This is a genomic window from Hymenobacter sp. R533113 (assembly GCF_056835965.1).
Genome location: NZ_JAKWBD010000015.1, coordinates 38,591 through 55,405, shown reverse-complemented (window position 1 = coordinate 55,405; position 16,815 = coordinate 38,591). Strand labels below are relative to the sequence as shown.

The 16,815-nt window shown below is 58.3% G+C and carries 19 protein-coding genes and 2 pseudogenes; 12 read left to right on the top strand and 9 right to left on the bottom strand.

Translation table 11 applies throughout. The features are described 5' to 3' along the window. Positions 1–607 precede the first annotated feature (607 nt). The 5 genes from MKZ35_RS21520 (at position 608) to MKZ35_RS21500 (ending at position 6,080) form a co-directional block, all read left to right on the top strand. Positions 608–2,797, top strand: a complete 2,190-nt coding sequence (locus MKZ35_RS21520; protein WP_482515275.1) for a glutamine synthetase III family protein — start codon at positions 608–610, stop codon at positions 2,795–2,797. A 453-nt stretch (positions 2,798–3,250) separates the two neighbouring features. Further along, entirely contained in the window at positions 3,251–3,568 is a 318-nt protein-coding gene (locus MKZ35_RS21515) for a hypothetical protein (RefSeq protein WP_482515274.1), read from the top strand. 57 nt (positions 3,569–3,625) lie between these two features. Then, positions 3,626–4,564, top strand: coding sequence for a transposase family protein (locus MKZ35_RS21510; RefSeq protein ID WP_482511484.1), 939 nt, complete (start codon positions 3,626–3,628; stop codon positions 4,562–4,564). A 226-nt stretch (positions 4,565–4,790) separates the two neighbouring features. After that, a complete protein-coding gene (locus tag MKZ35_RS21505) occupies positions 4,791–5,207 on the top strand; it encodes a hypothetical protein (protein WP_482515273.1) in 417 nt (138 codons plus the stop codon). A 210-nt stretch (positions 5,208–5,417) separates the two neighbouring features. After that, positions 5,418–6,080 carry a hypothetical protein gene (locus MKZ35_RS21500; protein WP_482515272.1) on the top strand — a complete coding sequence of 221 codons (663 nt, stop codon included), beginning with the start codon at positions 5,418–5,420 and terminating at the stop codon, positions 6,078–6,080. Between the two features lie 69 nt (positions 6,081–6,149). Here MKZ35_RS21500 and MKZ35_RS21495 read toward each other — a convergent pair whose 3' ends face one another. The 3 genes from MKZ35_RS21495 to MKZ35_RS21485 all read right to left on the bottom strand — a co-directional run bounded on the left by MKZ35_RS21495 (position 6,150) and on the right by MKZ35_RS21485 (position 8,317). Beyond that, positions 6,150–6,836, bottom strand: coding sequence for a Rossmann-fold NAD(P)-binding domain-containing protein (locus MKZ35_RS21495; protein WP_482515271.1), 687 nt, complete (start codon positions 6,834–6,836; stop codon positions 6,150–6,152). A gap of 123 nt (positions 6,837–6,959) precedes the next feature. Beyond that, complete coding sequence (locus MKZ35_RS21490) at positions 6,960–7,037, bottom strand: NAD-dependent epimerase/dehydratase family protein (RefSeq protein ID WP_482515319.1); 78 nt, start codon at positions 7,035–7,037, stop codon at positions 6,960–6,962. 140 nt (positions 7,038–7,177) lie between these two features. Next, positions 7,178–8,317: a helix-turn-helix transcriptional regulator gene (locus MKZ35_RS21485; RefSeq protein ID WP_482515270.1), complete on the bottom strand. Its 1,140-nt coding sequence runs from the start codon at positions 8,315–8,317 to the stop codon at positions 7,178–7,180. Here MKZ35_RS21485 and MKZ35_RS21480 point away from each other — a divergent pair. The 5 genes and pseudogenes from MKZ35_RS21480 (at position 8,316) to MKZ35_RS21460 (ending at position 11,018) form a co-directional block, all read left to right on the top strand. After that, positions 8,316–8,918 (top strand): transposase, encoded by a 603-nt coding sequence (locus MKZ35_RS21480; RefSeq protein ID WP_482515269.1) that lies wholly within the window; start codon positions 8,316–8,318, stop codon positions 8,916–8,918. The two genes, MKZ35_RS21485 and MKZ35_RS21480, sit on opposite strands and share 2 nt — an antisense overlap. A gap of 155 nt (positions 8,919–9,073) precedes the next feature. Continuing rightward, on the top strand, positions 9,074–10,138 hold the full coding sequence (locus MKZ35_RS21475) for an IS701 family transposase (RefSeq protein ID WP_482511431.1): 1,065 nt from the start codon (positions 9,074–9,076) through the stop codon (positions 10,136–10,138). 14 nt (positions 10,139–10,152) lie between these two features. After that, positions 10,153–10,311: pseudogene (locus MKZ35_RS21470) on the top strand (RNA polymerase sigma factor); the annotation flags it as partial. Then, the gene (locus MKZ35_RS21465; RefSeq protein WP_482515318.1) at positions 10,263–10,739 is read left to right on the top strand and encodes a sigma-70 family RNA polymerase sigma factor; all 477 of its coding nucleotides are present in this window, start codon (positions 10,263–10,265) and stop codon (positions 10,737–10,739) included. The pseudogene MKZ35_RS21470 and the gene MKZ35_RS21465, both read left to right, overlap by 49 nt. A 9-nt stretch (positions 10,740–10,748) precedes the next feature. Beyond that, positions 10,749–11,018, top strand: a complete 270-nt coding sequence (locus MKZ35_RS21460; protein ID WP_482515268.1) for an anti-sigma factor family protein — start codon at positions 10,749–10,751, stop codon at positions 11,016–11,018. Positions 11,019–11,169: 151 nt separating this feature from the next. On the opposite strand, the gene MKZ35_RS21455 is transcribed toward MKZ35_RS21460, so the two are convergent. From MKZ35_RS21455 to msrA, 5 genes are all read right to left on the bottom strand, one after another. Beyond that, positions 11,170–11,766: a pyridoxamine 5'-phosphate oxidase family protein gene (locus tag MKZ35_RS21455; protein ID WP_482515267.1), complete on the bottom strand. Its 597-nt coding sequence runs from the start codon at positions 11,764–11,766 to the stop codon at positions 11,170–11,172. Beyond that, positions 11,748–12,086: a hypothetical protein gene (locus MKZ35_RS21450; protein WP_482515266.1), complete on the bottom strand. Its 339-nt coding sequence runs from the start codon at positions 12,084–12,086 to the stop codon at positions 11,748–11,750. The genes MKZ35_RS21455 and MKZ35_RS21450 overlap by 19 nt, the downstream gene beginning before the upstream one ends. Positions 12,087–12,414: 328 nt before the next feature. Then, positions 12,415–12,960: an efflux RND transporter periplasmic adaptor subunit gene (locus tag MKZ35_RS21445; protein ID WP_482515265.1), complete on the bottom strand. Its 546-nt coding sequence runs from the start codon at positions 12,958–12,960 to the stop codon at positions 12,415–12,417. Between the two features lie 221 nt (positions 12,961–13,181). After that, positions 13,182–13,805 (bottom strand): peroxiredoxin-like family protein, encoded by a 624-nt coding sequence (locus tag MKZ35_RS21440; RefSeq protein WP_482515264.1) that lies wholly within the window; start codon positions 13,803–13,805, stop codon positions 13,182–13,184. 40 nt (positions 13,806–13,845) lie between these two features. Then, positions 13,846–14,532: a peptide-methionine (S)-S-oxide reductase MsrA gene (msrA, locus tag MKZ35_RS21435; RefSeq protein ID WP_482515263.1), complete on the bottom strand. Its 687-nt coding sequence runs from the start codon at positions 14,530–14,532 to the stop codon at positions 13,846–13,848. A gap of 97 nt (positions 14,533–14,629) precedes the next feature. Between msrA and MKZ35_RS21430 the strand changes: the two genes are divergently transcribed. Both MKZ35_RS21430 and MKZ35_RS21425 read left to right on the top strand, forming a co-directional pair. After that, a complete protein-coding gene (locus tag MKZ35_RS21430) occupies positions 14,630–15,580 on the top strand; it encodes an IS481 family transposase (protein WP_482515262.1) in 951 nt (316 codons plus the stop codon). 84 nt (positions 15,581–15,664) lie between these two features. After that, positions 15,665–15,976: pseudogene (locus MKZ35_RS21425) on the top strand (hypothetical protein); the annotation flags it as partial. Between the two features lie 34 nt (positions 15,977–16,010). Here MKZ35_RS21425 and MKZ35_RS21420 read toward each other — a convergent pair. Next, a complete protein-coding gene (locus tag MKZ35_RS21420) occupies positions 16,011–16,541 on the bottom strand; it encodes a GAF domain-containing protein (protein WP_482515261.1) in 531 nt (176 codons plus the stop codon). Positions 16,542–16,815 lie beyond the last annotated feature (274 nt).

Here is a 16,815-nt window from a genome sequence, read left to right as displayed (position 1 = left end):
ACGGTCAGGGCGCTGACCACTACCCCCATCACGGCCGTGTAGAAGCGAATGAGGCGGTCGGTGGGAAAGCGGGAACCGGCCAAATCGCCCCCCAGCAGCAACACAAATGGTAAAATGCACAGGTAGGCGGCCGTGGAAGCGTCCAGCCGCAGTCCGTAGCCAAAAATGCCCCCCACGGTGCTGAATGACAACTCGGCCGTTTTGGCTGCGTGGTAGCCCAAAAAAACAGCCTTCACGGCCACGAAAAAGACCAGCCAGAACAAAAAATACCACGGCTGGAAGGCAAAGCGGTTTCTCACGCGGCAAAGGTAGCGCAGTGAGGCGAGGTTGAAAGGGGCAAAAAGCTTGGGAGAAGGATAGACTCTATCAGAACGTCATGCTGAGCAGAGCGAAGCATCTCGCGTGCTGATGCTGAAGTACTAATCTCACTACCGCGAGCGAGATGCTTCGACTTCGCTCAGCATGACGGTCTTATAATATTTGGGTGTCTTTTAACTAAAACAGCTGTTATTTTTCAAAATGACCCTAATTTTGAATGGGTTTTTGGAAAATAATGTGCCTTTCATCTACATTTGCCTTATTAATACTAACCCCGCTCAAACTTTACATGGCAATCCTCCGCTTTAAAGCCCTCGAACTAGTAGACCAGCGCCGTCCCATGACGGTGGTGCAGTCCGGGGAGCGTCGTTCCGATACCTTCGGCCGCAACGTGTTCAATCTGGATGCAATGCGCGCCACCATGCCGGGCGAGTATTTCAAAAAGCTGCAATCGGCCGTAAAGCAAGGCACGCCCGTCGAGCACAGTGTGGCCGATGCCGTGGCTTCGGCCATGAAAACCTGGGCTATGGCCAAGGGCGCCACGCACTACACGCATTGGTTTCAGCCCCTCACTGGCGCCACGGCCGAAAAACACGACTCGTTTTTCGACCTGAACTCCGACGGTCGCCCGATTGAGAATTTCAAGGGCACGGCCCTGGTGCAGCAGGAGCCCGACGCGTCGAGCTTTCCAAATGGTGGAATTCGCAATACGTTTGAGGCGCGCGGCTACACCGCCTGGGACCCCACGTCGCCCGCTTTCCTGATTGAAACGGCTGGCGCCAAAACCCTGTGTATCCCTACCATCTTCGTAGCCTACACCGGCGAAGCTCTCGATTATAAGGCCCCGCTGCTCAAGTCGTTGGCTATTCTGGAGCAGGCCGCTGTTGAGGTTTGCCAATACTTCGACAAAGACGTAAACCGCGTAAATACCACGCTGGGCATCGAGCAGGAATATTTCCTGGTGGATAGAGCCCTCTTCGACGCTCGCCCCGATCTGGTGATGACAGGCCGCACTCTTTTCGGGCACGCGCCGGCCAAAGGTCAGCAGCTCGAAGACCACTACTTCGGCTCCATTCCGAGCCGGGTACACGCCTTCATGCTCAACTATGAAGAAGAAGCCAACCGCCTCGGTATCCCGTTGCGCACCCGCCACAATGAGGTAGCACCCAATCAGTTTGAGTGCGCGCCTACTTTCGAGGACGCCAACCTGGCCGTCGACCACAACCAGCTCCTGATGGATATCATGGAGCGCGTGGCCGAGCAGCACAACTTCAAGGTTCTCCTCCACGAAAAGCCTTTCGCGGGCGTAAATGGCTCGGGTAAGCATAATAACTGGGCTATGAGCACCGACACGGGCGTAAACCTGCTCGCTCCCGGCCGTCGTCCCAAGGAAAACCTGCAGTTTCTGGCTTTCTTTATCACTACCATTAAAGCTGTTCACCGCTACGGCGATTTGCTGCGGGCCAGCATCGCCTCGGCCTCCAACGATCATCGCCTGGGCGCCAACGAAGCACCTCCGGCTATCATGTCGGTGTTCGTGGGTTCGCAATTGAACTCGGTACTGGATGAGCTGGAGCGCACGGCCAAGCTGCCCCTCGACAAGGGCGACAACATCTACCTGAAGCTCGGTATCGACAAGATTCCCGCTATTCTGCTCGACAACACTGACCGCAACCGCACCTCGCCCTTTGCCTTCACCGGCAATAAGTTTGAACTGCGCGCCGTGGGCTCGTCGGCCAACTGCTCGTCGGCTATGACGGTGCTCAACACTATCGTTGCCGAGCAGCTAATTAATTTCAAAGAGTCGGTAGATGCGCTGATTGAGCAGGGCAAAAAGAAGGAAGTGGCGATTGTAGAAGTACTGCGCGACTATGTGATTTCGTCCAAAGCCATTCGCTTCGAAGGCAACGGCTACTCGCAGGAGTGGGAAGAGGAGGCTGAGCGCCGGGGCCTGGCCAACGTGCGCACCACGCCGCTGGCCCTTGATGCCTTAACCAGGGAGGATGCGGCCAATCTGTTCAGCCATCACAATATCTTTTCGAAGATAGAGCTGCACGCCCGCCACGAAATCCTGCTGGAAGACTACATCAAGAAAATCCAGATTGAGAGCCGCACTATGGGCGACCTGGCCATCAACCACGTCATTCCGACGGCCCTGGCTTACCAAACCAAGCTTATCACGAATATCCGCGGTCTGCGCGAGCTGGGCCTCGACGACGAGTTCTCGCAGGTGACGGTAGATACGATCAAGGCGATTTCGCGCCACATCTCCACCATCAAAACCACGGTGGACGAGATGATTGAGCGCCGCAAAAGAGTTAACAAAATTGAAGATACTCGCGAGCGGGCCATAGCCTACTGCGACGAGGTGAAAACATGTTTCGACCCCATCCGCCGCTCCGCCGACAAGCTGGAGCTGATGGTGGCCGATGAGGACTGGCCGCTGGTGAAGTACCGCGAACTGATGTTCCGGCACTAAACCCAGCGAACAGGGTCGGACCGGAGTTGGGTGGGAATTTTCTCCGGTTTCGATACTAGTAAAAAAGCCGTTTCCGGGTGGGGACGGCTTTTTTGTGTTTGGTGCTTAACGGTAATAATCCAGCGTCAAGTGGTGAGTTTGAGTCGAAGGGGCGTCAGGTGAGACGGTCACCCTACTGCGCGCTGCTGGTAGAGCAGCGCGCGCAGAACGAGCGCATTGACAAATGGGCCAGTGAACTGAAGGTCGTAAAAAGGCCCTATGAATTGGACCGGAATTATGGTACCTGTAAGAAGGTGAATAACGAGAGTGGGATCCGGTAAAAGCGGTGTTCAGATTACGTATTAAAAAAAGCCCCCGAAAAACCGCGTTTTCGGGGGCTTTTGTGTGGATGCCAAAAATGTTCAGAAAAGAACACTAATTTGAACGATTTGTATTCCTCTCTACTCCGCTGTTATGACTGAAGGTTTTCTCTTTATTACTTTAATTTTTGAGTACCCTTGGCCACCAAAGAAGGGCTATATTTTAGTCAGCAATGTATTTCCTGATTCAGATACTACAATCAATATCTCAGTTGATACGAAGGGTCGAATAATAGTCTCTCTTAAACATCAGACAAAGGAAATTACAGAGACATACCAACCATTATTTTTCAGCCAGCACCCCTACATCATTAATGCACAGCTATGGGGTAATTTATTACAAGCAGAGCTATACGTAGGGTGGAGTAATGGCCAAATTGAAGCAGGTTTAAGGAATGTCGATGTACCTTAGTGCTGATGCGGAAAGTCTTTCTATCATAACCCGCGAGTCGGGGCTGTACATTTGGGCATGAATTATTTGGCCCTACGGGAGCGTCCGACGCAGTTTCTGGCGCTGACTAGCCTACTGCCCGCTGAATTTGACGACTTACTGCTCGACTTTGCGCCCGCTTGGGAGCGCTACCACCGCTACCATACCCTGGAGGGGAAGCGGCGCGGGTTTCCCGCTCACCAGGAGCGGGCCAACGCCACGCTGCCGGGTACCGACACCAAGCTCTTTTTTCTGCTCACCTACCTCAAAAGCAATGCTTTGCAGCAACACCAGGCCGCCAGCTTCGGCGTCTCCCAGACCCGCGTCAGCCGCCTGGCGGCCGTGTTGCTGGCCGTGCTCAACCAGGTACTGGCCGCCCGCCACCTGCTGCCCGTGCGCGACGGGGCGCAACTGGTGCAGCGGCTGGCTCAGCACCCGGACAAGGTCTTTGCCTACGATGGCGTCGAGCGCGGCATCCCGCGCAACGCCGACGGTGAGGGGCAGGCGGAAGAATACAGTGCTAAAAAAGCGCATCGCCTGAAAAACATGACCTTGTGCGATGCCACGCAGTACGTGTATTTCCTCTCGGCCACGGAAGGCGGACGGGTGCATGACAAGAAAATGGCCGACGAGTACCCGTTGCAGTTGCCGGCCGGCAGCGTGGTGCGCCAGGATCTGGGCCTGCTGGGCCATGCCCCGGCCGGGGTCGTGGTGGAGATGCCCCACAAGAAGCCCCCGAAGCAGGAGTTGACGTTTTCGCAAAAGCGCTATAACCAGCTGCTCAGTTCGTTGCGCGTCGTCATCGAGCACGCCCACAGCGGTATTAAGCGCCTGCGCATGGTCCGCGACCCACTGCGGCTGCGCGGCGCATGGGTGCGCGACACGGTCATGGTCGTAGCCTGTGGCCTACACAACCTGCGCGTCCTCAGTCCGCACCGGGCTTATCTTGCGCACGCACGTACGAATCTCCCGAAGTAGTTCGCATTAGCATTCTTATACTAAGCTTCTTAATGATTATATAGGTGCGCCACTGAATCTTGATAGTATTCTTAAGCCATATATAGGTGACCCAAATGAACATAAGGTAATATATCCTTCACTGAATATAAATGCCAGTGTAGCAGGTAAAGTTGAGCAGCTATTTTTAGAAGTGGTCCAAGAACTTGATGCATGCTTATATTCGAAGACACCATCTCAGAGAGACTTGCGCAGAGCTTCTGCTTTATTGCGTCAGCTTTTTTGGGATGGAAGCAATTCTCTAACCTTGAGACTGTTACGTCCTCATAACGTGAAATTGCTTTTCTTTTATAGTGGATTTGATGAAAAGCCTCACTATAAAAAGCTAGCACATTATGAGAGAGCAATATGCTATATATATGATAAAATTCATGTGACTGTAAGAGAGTTGGTACTCACCTACGCTCATGTGAAGGGTGGTGTGCACTTTGGCATCCCAGATCCTGAAAATAGCCAGCAAATAGCTGTTCAAGACGGAGACAAGAATTTTCTAGTCGAAGACGGTAAGGAGGTAAGTGGTATTATACTCCGTAATGTTGGAAGAAACATGCTTGTGAGTTTACAACCCCTTGTTCAAGCTATCACAACCAAAGAGCCTATATGAGAGTAGCCATATATGCTCGGGTATCTACTGCAGAAAAAGACCAAAATCCGAAAAATCAACTGTTGGTGCTTCGCCAGGAATCGGCGCGTGCTGGCGACGTAGTCTTTTACTGTGGCAATCAGCGGGTGCTCACCCTGCAGTACGGGCACGTGGAAGGCCACGGCTTCGTAGACTACCCCGTGGCTTGGTCGCGGGGAAAACCTGGAGGCCTTGCACCAGCGGCTCGGGGCGGAGGCGGTAGCTGCTTTGTCCGACCTTCAGGCCCTATCCGCCGAACTGGCCCGTTACGTCACCCGGCAGGTGGTCATGCGGGTGCGGGCCAGCGGCTACGACGGGATGCTGGCCTTCGTGCCCACCGCCACGCTGAACCAGTTCGTAGGACCCACGGCCACGCTGCGGCCCAAGTACCCGGTACAATCACCCGCCACGTCCCCTTACCTGCGCCTGCTGCTCGCCATTGTCACGCACCTGGGCGAACAAGGGGAGGTCAGCTGGGCGCGCTACCAGCAAGCCGCCGATGCGCCGTTGCTGGCGTTGGCAGCGGCCGTGGACCAGTACGCCGCCCTGCTGGCGGACCAGATGCGCGTGAACGGGGCCGTGGTGCTCACCAAGGAGCTCGCCATCGTTGGGTTCGGCATCGAGGCCTACGCCCCTCAACTTGTGCTGCCCCAGGTGTGCCAGGCGCTGGACGCGGAAGCCACCCGGTTGCAGGCCGAGCCCGCCGATAGAGGCGGCACCCGCCACCGGGCCGCTTACCGCTTGTGCCGAGCCGAACCCGAGAGCATGGCCATCGTCATCTCCCAGAACGGCGGCGTCCGGTTCGTGCATGCGCAGGCCGGTAAGGTTATTTTCTGGGAGAAACTAACGCTGTGAAACCAACGACGGACCCGCCGGGCGAGCGGGTCCGTCGTTGGTTGCTAGTACGACGCTCTTGCTCGTGACTTATTGCGCAAAGTAGTTACCCTGCTCCAAGTCAGCAAGTAGGCCCGGCTGGCTGGAGTGCCAGTCCAACTGCTGCTGGGTGAGCGCGCTCGATGAGGCGGCATCCAGGCCCGTGTAGAAAGCGATGGGTCCTAGGTATTCAGGCGCTTCTGCGGGCGATTTAGCCGCCACGGGCAGGTCCAATTGGCGGCCAATCGCGGTCATAAGTTCGCGCATGGGAATGCCCTCGTCGGCGACGCCGTGGTAGTTGGCACCGGCCACGCCCTGCTCCAGCACTAGTTGGAACAGCTTGGCGGCATCGAGCCGGTGCACGGCGGGCCAGCGATTATGGCCGTCGCCTGTGTACACGGCCACGCCTTTCTGGCGCGTCGCCTGGGTGAGCAGGGCGACGAAGCCGCAATAGCGCTCGTCGTGCACCAATGGCGCGAGGCGCACCACCCAGGCCCGCACGCCCTTGGCGATCTGGGCCTGGGTGGCCGCGTCCGAGTGGCGGGGTGACTGCGGGGCGGCCGCGTCCTGCTCGGTGGTGAGGCGGCCGGGCGCACTAAGGCCAAGTACCCCCGACGTGGTAATTAGGGGACGGTTGGTGCCGGCCAAGGCGTCGCCCAGCGTTTCGATGGTGCGCCGGTCGGTTTCGGCAGCGGCGGCAAAGTTGGTGAAATCAACCACGAAACCCAGGTGAATCACCCCATCGGCTGCCGCCGCGCCGCGCGTCAGGCTGTCAAGGTCGTCGAGCGAGCCACGGTGGGCTTCGGCACCGGCATCGGTCAGCGCCCGGGCTCATTCATCCGACCGCGCCAGGCCCAGGACCTAGTGGCCCGCTTTCAACAATTCGGGGACGAGGACCGAGCCAATAAAGCCCGTGGCGCCCGTGACAAAAACTTTCATAGCAATGAGTTAGAGGGAATGACTAACCGAGGTGCGGGGGTGGTGCCGCGGCCTCGGTTATGCCTTACAAAGGTCCGGCAAGCCAGCAGCCCTGGCACTGCGTCAGGTAAACCAGTTACTGCCTTATTTAAACCAGCGGACTACCGCCGGAAGTCGTTCGGCGTGAGGCCGGTTTGGCGTTTGAAAAACGTGCAGAAATGCGCCACGTCCGTAAAACCCAGGTTGTCGGCCACTTCCGAGACGTTTTGGGTGGTTTGTTTGAACAGCAGCTTGGCTTCCTGCGCCACCCGGTCGCTAATTAAGGCAGTGGTGGTGTGGCCCGTGGCCTCCTTGAGCACCCGGTTGAGGTGGACGATGCGCACGGCCAGGTGGTCGGCGTAGTCGGCTGCCGTGCGCAGGCGCGGGCACGGCGCGGGGCCTTCCACCGGAAACTGCTGCTCCAACAAGTCAGCAAATTGGGCCGTTACCCGGGCCACGGCCGGGGCTGGGGCCGGTGCCGCTACCGGCTGGAGCTTCTGCGCCACGTGAATCAACTCTACCAGGTAGGTGCGCAGCAGGTAGTATTTATACGCGTAATCGGAAGCCATTTCGTGCACCATCTTCTGGAAAATGGCTTCCACGGCCCTACACTCCGCTTCCGTTAGCAGGGCGGCGGGGTGCGCGTCCGCCTGAAAGACCGGCAGTGCCTCCACCAGCGTCCCGCCCTTGGTGGGCAGCAGAAACGCCTCGGTGAAGATGCAGAAATAACCCGTGGGCGCGGCCTCCAGCGACTCCCAGCGGTAAGCCGTGCGGGGCGTGGCCAGAAACAAGGTGTGCGGCCCGACCTCTAGGGTCTGGTCGGCGAGTTCGAAGCGCCCGCGCCCGTGGGTGAGGCTAATTTTGTAGAATGCCTGCCGGTTGAAGGGCGTGGGCGGGCGGTGGCTCTGGCCGGGCCGCAGGTTGCCCAGGCTAAACACGTCGAACTGGCCCAGCTCGCGTTGCATGTCGGGCGGCACCTCGCCGGTCAGGGGCCTAAACTTGGTGTATAGGTCTTCGAGCGAGGTAGGTTTCATAGAAGGGAAGCGCGTAGGACCACGAGCTTCCTTAACGCAGTGGCTTACCTTTCGGTAGCCCGAGTGTTGCGTCAAGTCGCCCCCGGCTTGCCTGCCATGTTCACCGCGGACTACGTGGCGCGGGCGGACCTGGGCCAGCGGGTGCCAGTCGGCGTCAGTCAGGAACGGAACGGACGGGGCTGTTGCAGAACCCGCCTGTTTGCCGTGACAGCGCGTAAGGGAAAGCATGCAAGGCAAGGAGTATTTCACGGATGAGGTGCTAACCCACTTTCGACTCTCCGAACGGATACCGAACCGCCAGTTGGCCGACCCACTGGACTGGGATTTTCTCAATGAGGAAACAAAAGAGCTGTGTAGCCACACAAGACAGCCCTCACTCGACCCGGTCATGTTTTTTAAACTGGTGCTCGTCGGTCGGCTGAAAAACGTGGGTAGCGACCGCCCCTTAGTCGAGCAGTGCCGTTTGCGTCTAGATATTCTCTACTTCCTCGGCTACGAGGTAGAGGAGGAATTGCCGTGGCACTCTATTGTCAGTCGCACTCGGCAGTTTTACCCTATCGCTGTCTTCGAGCGCCCATTTGACCACGTCTTTACCCCGTGTGTGACCCACGGCTTAGTTGCCGGCCATACGCAAGCGGTGGCCCCGGCCCCGGTAAAAGCGAATGCCTCGCTCAACCACTTGTGCGAAAAACAGCCGGTGGAAGTCCCACCTCCAGCCCTACGCTTGACGAGCGAGCACGTGGCGGGCACCATGGCCGCCCACCCACCTATAGTTGTATCGAGCCCTGTGCATCATTTGCGTCGAGTCGCAGGTCTGTCTACTGAGTAACTGATGTTACGCGGCAACTGCACCTCTGCCTCAGAAAGAAGCTATTGCTGCTTCAGGAAACATCCTTTCCAAGCAATCGACTAATATGCCGCGTAACATCAGTGAGTAACTGCTGTTACGCAGTCAGAGTCGGCTTCTGCCCGTTTACTACGCTTATGACGACTTGCACGCTGGACTTGTACACGGATTATTTGTTGAGTTCGACGGGTCCGACAACGGCCACGGGCTTGTCGCGCCTGGTAGACGGGGCCTTGAGCCACGACCAGATCACGCGCTGGCTGAGCAGCACCGCGTGGGGCTCGGCCGCTATTTGGCGAGCGGCCAAGCCGCTGATTCGCCAGGCCGAAGCCCAGCGTGGAGCCGAGGAATTTGCGGTGCTTATCGTCGACGATTCGATTCTGGAAAAGGCCCATACCGCTGCCAACGAGCTGATTTGCACCCACTGGGACCACAGCCAGCAGCGCTACGTGAAGGGCTTGAATTTCGTCAGCCTGCTCTACCAGGCCGGCGAGTTGGCCCTGCCGCTGGCCGTCGAGCTGGTGCGCAAAACGGTCCCGGTCTACCATGCCAAGACCCAGCAAACCAGCTATCAAAGTGCCTTTACCAAGAACGAGTACCTGCAGCAGATGCTGCGCGTGGCCCAGCAACAAGTGGCTTACCGCTACCTGCTGGCCGATACTTGGTATGCCTCGGCCGAGAACATGAGCTTGGTGCGAGCCCTGGGCCACCATTTCGTCTTTGCCCTCGAATCCTCCCGCACCGTGGCCCTGAGCGAAGCGGCACGGGCGCAAGGCCAGTTTCAGGCCGTGCAAACGCTGGTGTTTCCCGATACGCAGCCCCTGCGGGTCTATTTGCGGGCCGTCCAAGAGGCGGTGCTGGTGAGCAGGCACGTCTTGACAAACCAAGACGGCAGCCAGGGCGTGTTATATCTGGTCAGCAGCGACACCGACTTGAACCAGGCCCAGTTGACTGCGATTTACCAGAGACGGTGGAAAGTGGAAGAATATCATAAATCGCTCAAACAGAATGCCTCCATGGGCAAATCGCCCACCAAAACCCTGACCACGCAGGCCAATCATTTCTTCGCGGCCGTGCTGGCCTACACCAAGCTCGAGATACTCAAACTCAAGTGTGGGATGGGCCATTTTCGCCTCAAAGCCCAGCTCTACGCCGTGGGCCTCAAAGCCATGTACCACCAACTTGGCCTACTCCGTGCGTAACATCAGTTACTAGTATGGCTATTCAGGTGGAAATACCCGAGCCTCAGTTGTGGACCGAGCGTTATGGGGATGAGTTGTACAAGTTTGCCCTAAGGCGCGTGCGTGGTACGGAAGACGCGGAAGAATTGGTGCAGGACACGCTCCTGAGTGCGCTCAGCGGGCTGCACTCCTTTCGGGGGAGTCGTCGGAGCGCACCTGGCTGTTCCTCATTTTGCGCCGCAAGCTCATCGACTTCTACCGCCGCCAGGCCCGCTCCCCGCTTGTGCCCTTGGAGGGAGGAACTGAGGAAGCTGCGTTTTTTCACCCCGAAGACGGCCACTGGTGCGAGGAGGAGTACCCCCAGGCGTGGAACGCGCCGGCCGATGATGTGCTGGAACAACAGGAGCTGCGGCAGACCATGCAGCAGTGTCAGGATAAGCTGCCCGGCCGGCACGGCGCCGTCTTTGCGCTGCGCTTCGTGGAAGAGCTCACGGCCGAAGAAGTCTGTCAGGAGCTGCAACTCACTCTGGCCAATTATTGGGTTATTATTCACCGCACCAAACTGCATTTGCGTAAGTGTCTGGAAAAGCATTGGTTTGGCTTGGAAAAGCCTTCGCACTAACACAATCGCATGCTGAATTGCCAACAGGTCACGCGTTTAATTGAGATTCGAGCGGATCAACCGCTGAGTTGGGGCACTCTCCTGGCCATGCGCGTACACTTGCGGCTGTGCATTTTGTGCCGACGCTACGAGTCTCAAACCGCCCTGATTGCCCGCGTGGCGCGCAAGCCCGCCGCCGAAAGTACCCTACAGCTCCGCGCCGACTTCAAGAACCAGTTGCAGGAACAGCTAAGGCGCCGCGCCGCCGAGTCGGGTGCAGCTACGGATACGGTCGAGTAAGCCTAGCTAGCTACTTTTGGGTGAACACTATAATCCCATGCCGCGCCGACTGGCCCCGCAACCAGCTCAGGGTTTCTTTGGCATCCAGGCATCCAGGCATCCTCGGCGGCTTGCACTTTTGCCAGCGCGGTGGCGAGGGTAAAGGGGGCAGTTAAGGGTTGAAGGGGGAAAATTCGGGTGCCGACCACGCGCCGCCTCGTAAGCCCAGCAGCTCCTGCCCGGTGTGCAGGCTGAACTGCCAGAAGCGCTCGGTGCTGCCGGTTTCGGCGGTGGTACCAGGCATAGCCCACACAATCTGCGCGGCGCCAGTGAGTTGCAGCATACGTCCCGAGTTGAAATCGAAAAACAGGAGCCCAGCCCGGGGTACGCTGACAAAGTTGCCCAGGGTATTGCACATGCCATTGCCCGGATAATCCGGTATGAGCAGCGTGGTAGCATCGAGTACGCGCACAAAGCCCGGCGGCCCACCCCGGTGCGACACATCAACTGCCGCGTCGGCATTGACGCTGGCCACAAAGAAGGTATCGGCTTGGTGCAGCAAGTTTTGGTGGCCGGAATCGAAGACGTTGAATACGACCGGCTCGACCACGGCGACGGGCGGCAGCTGGCGCGGCTGCCGGCGCTGAATGTATTTGGGGCAATTGGGAAATGCCTGCTGCACGGCGATGGTCATGTGTTCAGCCGTACGAAGACTGATGGTCCCGTTGAGACGGAAACGGCGGCGCGTGCTTAGGTCCAGCAGCAGCACCCCCACGCTGGCACCTCCCCGCTGTTAGCCCACCAGGCATCCGCGGCATCCGCGCGCAGGTCGGTTAGCGTGAGCGTAAGGTGCTGAGCATCCCTCACCCCCACGAATCCGGGCCTGCCAAAAGCCAAGGAAGCCCACACCTGGCCTTGCGCATCCAGACTGCCGAATACAACCAGCTGCTGGGCAGTAATAAAAGGTACTGCCCCAGCCGGAATTTCCGGTGTAATGATGCGGCCGTTGAGCTGGGCTTCGCGCTGCGCACCCGTTTGCTGCTGCACGTATAGCTCGCCCGCATGAAAGGGTTCCGAATACTCTGCCATAGGTATGGTGCTGAAAACAAGCTTTCCGTGGAGGCTACCAGCGGCTGTGCTTTTCTTGAAAAAGTAAGGCCGCTGGTAGCCGAAGAAGCATCCCGCGGGCCGATGTCGTTCATCCAACGCGCGGGATGCTTAATCTCGGGCTCAGCAGAGCCATCATCCAGTGGTTATGGTTAGGCCAGTTGCGGCTTGAGCAGCTCTACTACCGGAAAGTCAATGTCAATAACAGCGGCCTTACTGACGTAGCTGCTGAAGATGGTGAGGGCGCTCAGTTTTGAGTCGAGTGGCGGTGAACAGCAAGTTGCTTGCGCCCTCACGCCGACCGTACTTCTTACTTCAGCGCGACACTGGGGGGCATTTCCTCCATTAGTGGAGTAGCAATAATCGACACGGTACTAGAGTCGGTGAGGTACTGGCCGGGGCGCACCGAGCGGCCGTGCACGGTGCCGCTGGCAGTGGCAGTTATATAGTCGAAGCTGTACACTTTGGGCGCGCCAGCCACCCGATGCCCCGCCGCTGCCAAGTCTCGCCGGGCCTGGGCCAGCGCCGCCGCCGCGGCATTATTCTGCACCAGCCGGCTGTAGTGCTGCTTCACCCGATGGAACTCAGCTTCCCGCGTCTGCTGCTCCAGCGAGTGCAAGGGAATAGCTACTTTGGCCAGCAGCTGCCCGCGCTGCACTACGTCGCCGGGCTTGACATATACTTCCCATAGCCGCCCCTCTCGGGCGGCCCGCACCCGGTGCAGCTGCACGGGCGTCATCAGCATGGGCTCGACAACGCTGGGCGTAGCAACGGAAGACTGCCGGCAGGTGCGGCCCACCACAGTGGTAAGGGCAAACAGCGCAAAAAGCAGGGTAATGGCAAGGGTCGTTTTCATGGAGTAAGGGCTCCTGGGGGGCTTTTTTGTATAGCAACACCCCATAAAGACCAACTCGGTGCCGGGGCTCATTCGGGTAGACGCGCGAGCCGACAAAATCTTACATCCACCTGCCCTTTTTCCTGGCTTCTTTCTGGCAATCCCCTGATTCTTATTCAAAAACAGCGCAGGCTACCCCTGAGTAACCTGCGCTGCCAGTTGATACGAAACGCGGCAATCCGCTACAGCGCCTGCGCTACCTGCCTGATGCTGACGCGCCGGCGGTAATCGGGATTGAAATAGGCGAACTTGATCTTGCCATCCTGCCCAATCACGTAGGTGGCCGGCACGGGCAGCACGTTGGCATCGGCGCCATTGGCTTTTTTCAGATCCAGGCCAAAGCCCTGGTATTTTTTGGCCGTCGGCTCGTCCACGGTGAAGGCCGTGCGGTAGGCTTTCATGATGGTGAAATCCTGGTCGTGGATGATGGGGAAAGAAGCCTTGGTTTTCGTCACCGTCTTGTCGATGTTCTCCTGCGTTTCCGGCGACACCACCACTACCTGCGCGCCTTTGGCCGTGAGCAGCTGCAAGGAGTCCTGCAGCTGGCTGAGCTGCTTGTTGCAGTACGGGCACCATTGCCCCCGGTAGAAGTACAGCACGACGGGGCCTTGCTTGAGCAGCTTACTCAATTCGACCTCGCTGCCAGTGGCATCTTTGGCCTTAAAGGCCGGGGCCGTGTCGCCCACTTTCAGGGCCGAAGCGGTGAAGGCCGGCGCCGTAGCTACCGGCGCCGCCGATTGGGCCTGGGTGGTTGACAAACGCAGGGAAAGCAGCCCCATAAGAGCCAGCGGGAGGGAAAATTTCATAACAACTTGGTGAAGGGTGACATTGAGGGAGAAAACCAACTTAGAGCACGTCAGCTAGCTTAAGCAGCTCCGGAAAAGCCTTACGAAACTTCTCCACTTTGGGCCGCGACACACGGTCAATGTAGCCCTGGTTGGGGTGCAGGCGGTAGTAGCCCTGGTGGTAGTCTTCGGCGGCCCAAAACTGGGTGTAGGGGGCAATTTGCGTTACAATGGGGGCATCATAATGATGCGCAGCCTGCACGCGCTTGATGGTAGCTTCAATGAGCTGCTTTTCCTGGGGCGTGCGGTAAAACGCGACGGAGCGGTACTCGGTGCCGGCGTCGGGGCCCTGGCGGTTGAGCTCCGTAGGGTTGTGGGCACCCAGGAAAAACACGTCGAGTAGCTGCTGGTAGCTCACCTGCTGGGGGTTATAATACACCTGCACCGACTCGGCGTGGCCCGTGCCGCCCCCGCCCACCTGGGAGTAGCTGGGGTTCTTGGTGGTGCCCCCCGCGTAGCCCGACACGGCCGCCGTGACGCCGCGCACCTCCTCAAAGGTTTCTTCGAAGCTCCAGAAGCACCCCCCGGCAAAGGTGGCTACGGCTAATCCGGTAAGGTTTTTCGGCGCGGGGCCGGCCGTAGAGCGCCTAGGGGCGGGCCCGAATAAAGCGGAACGAAGCCCAACGAAGCCAGCGCACTGGCTACGATTAGTAGGGAGAAAAAGAAATTGCGGGTTTCCATAAAACAAGAGTGTTGTGAATAACAATGAAAAACAGAACAGAAGCTAAGTGTATAGTCCCACGATGTGCTGGTGTATTTTCCGGGCTGGAATTTCGCACAATATTATGGGACAGATACTCCACGGCAGCGCCCGCACAACGCAGGCAGTACGGCGCGCTAGCCAACGTAGTCAGGAAAGCCTACAAGCGCTAGCCACGCGCCACGGCATCAACCCGAAAACCGTAGCCAAGTGGCGCAAGCGCCCTACGGTCCAAGATGCCCGGATGGGCCCCACACCGGCCTCGACGGTGCTCACGGCCGAAGAAGAAGCCATGGCCGTGGCCTTTCGGCGCCATACGCTCTTGCCCCTAGATGACTGCTTGTATGCCTTGCAGGCGACGTTGCCGCAACTCGCGCGCTCGGCCCTGCACCGGTGCTTCCGGCGCCACGGCGTCAGCCGTTTGCCCTTGACCGAGGATGGGCTGAGCGTGCCCAAAAAGAAGTTTAAAGACTATCCCATCGGCTATCTGCACGTCGATTTTGCCGAAGTGCAGTCGGAAGAAGGCCGCCAGTACTTATTTGTGGCCATTGACCGCACCAGCAAGGTGGCCTTCACCGAGTTACAGCCGCAGGCCACCAAAATGGCGACCGCTGACTTTCTGCGCCGAGTCCTGGCCAAACTGCCGTACCGAGTTCATACGGTGCTGACCGACAACGGCATCCAATTCGGCAATATGCGCCACCAGCCGTGGGCCTTTCGCCACCTGTTTGACCGCGTCTGCACCGAGCACGGCATCGAGCACCGCTTCACCCAGCCGGGCCATCCTTGGACCAACGGCCAAGTCGAGCGCATGAACCGCACGATTAAAGAGGCCACGGTCCAACGCTACCATTACCAAACAACACACGAGTTGAACGAGCACCTGCAGACCTTTCTCCTCGCCTATAACCACGCCAAACGACTCAAGACCTTACGGGGCCTAACACCACATGAATTCGTGTGTGCCCAGTGGCAGAAAAATCCCGTTAACTTTAACCAAGACCCAACCTACCTCACGCTGGGACTATACAACTAGCCAGCTAACAGAAGCAAGCAACGTAGCCAAATCAAACTTTAAGGCTTTCGTCAAGGCTTCCATAGAGAAGCCGGCGACTCCGCCTTACCTCCCCCGGCTATGCGCCTACGCGGCCGCAACACAGGCTGGAAGCACCTCAATAATGCCGACATTATTTCCATGCCCGATAAGTGGGAGTACCCGTGGTATGCGGCCTGGGATCTGGCTTTTTTGCGCAACGAGGACGGCCTACGACCCGCCCTGGGCCCCGACAAGCGTCGGCAACAGGACCCCCACTTCCAGAACTACCTGCTCTTTCACGAGTACTTCCACGGCGACACCGGCCGGGGGCTGGGTGCCAGTCACCAAACCGGCTGGACGGGGCTTATTGCCAAACTCTTACAGCCCCGCGCCTGACTTGTCGAGGTAATTTCTCGCTCTAAAGACCTGCCTACACCTTGCCTAGTGAGTGCATGTATGCCTGAATAACGGGCAGAAACAGGGGCACTGCGCCTTCTATGTATTCCCGGTCGGCCGGCGTCCAGGCTCGTGGGGCGTCAAATGTGCAGGGCTGCAGGATACCCCACAGCTGCTTATGCTCGGTAATATGCGCGTGCACCAGGGCCCGGTGCCCAAAGGTGCGCCGCTCAAAACCCTGGTTAAGTACCTCCGGGCCAGCCTCATCCACATCCTCAACATACACCGACGGCTGAGCAGCCAGCGCCGCCCGAAACAGCGGATCTTCTTTGGGTAAGTCGCCCGTGTCGTCCTGCCAGGAATGGCGCGGATCGGGCATGGCCGCATCTTTTCGCCAGACAAAAGCAATGCGGCCTCGCCCCTGCACCGGGTCGCGGACATACAGAAAACAACGGTCCACATGCAGATGAGGGCCTATCAGGTCGAGGGCGCGTTGCAGGCTCTCGGCGGGCAGGCGCTCGGCGGCCAGCACCGCCACGAGTTCGTGTAATGAGTGGTTGGTCAAGGGAGTGGGACGAAAGGCCGACTTGGGAAGAATGGGAAGTGCAGGGTATATGCCACAACTAGCTCACTTGTCCTGCTGCACTTAGCCGATGAAGATAGGCAAACGAACGAATCCAACGCTATTGGGTTTCGCCCGCCGAGCTGGTCGATAAAAAGACGAATGCGTCCATCGCCGACCAGCGCCAATTCTCGCCCGACGCCATCATCCGGCCCAACAACTCGCCGCAGTATCTTGGCTTGCCCCAAACCCAGCCTCGCAATGCATAATAGATCGT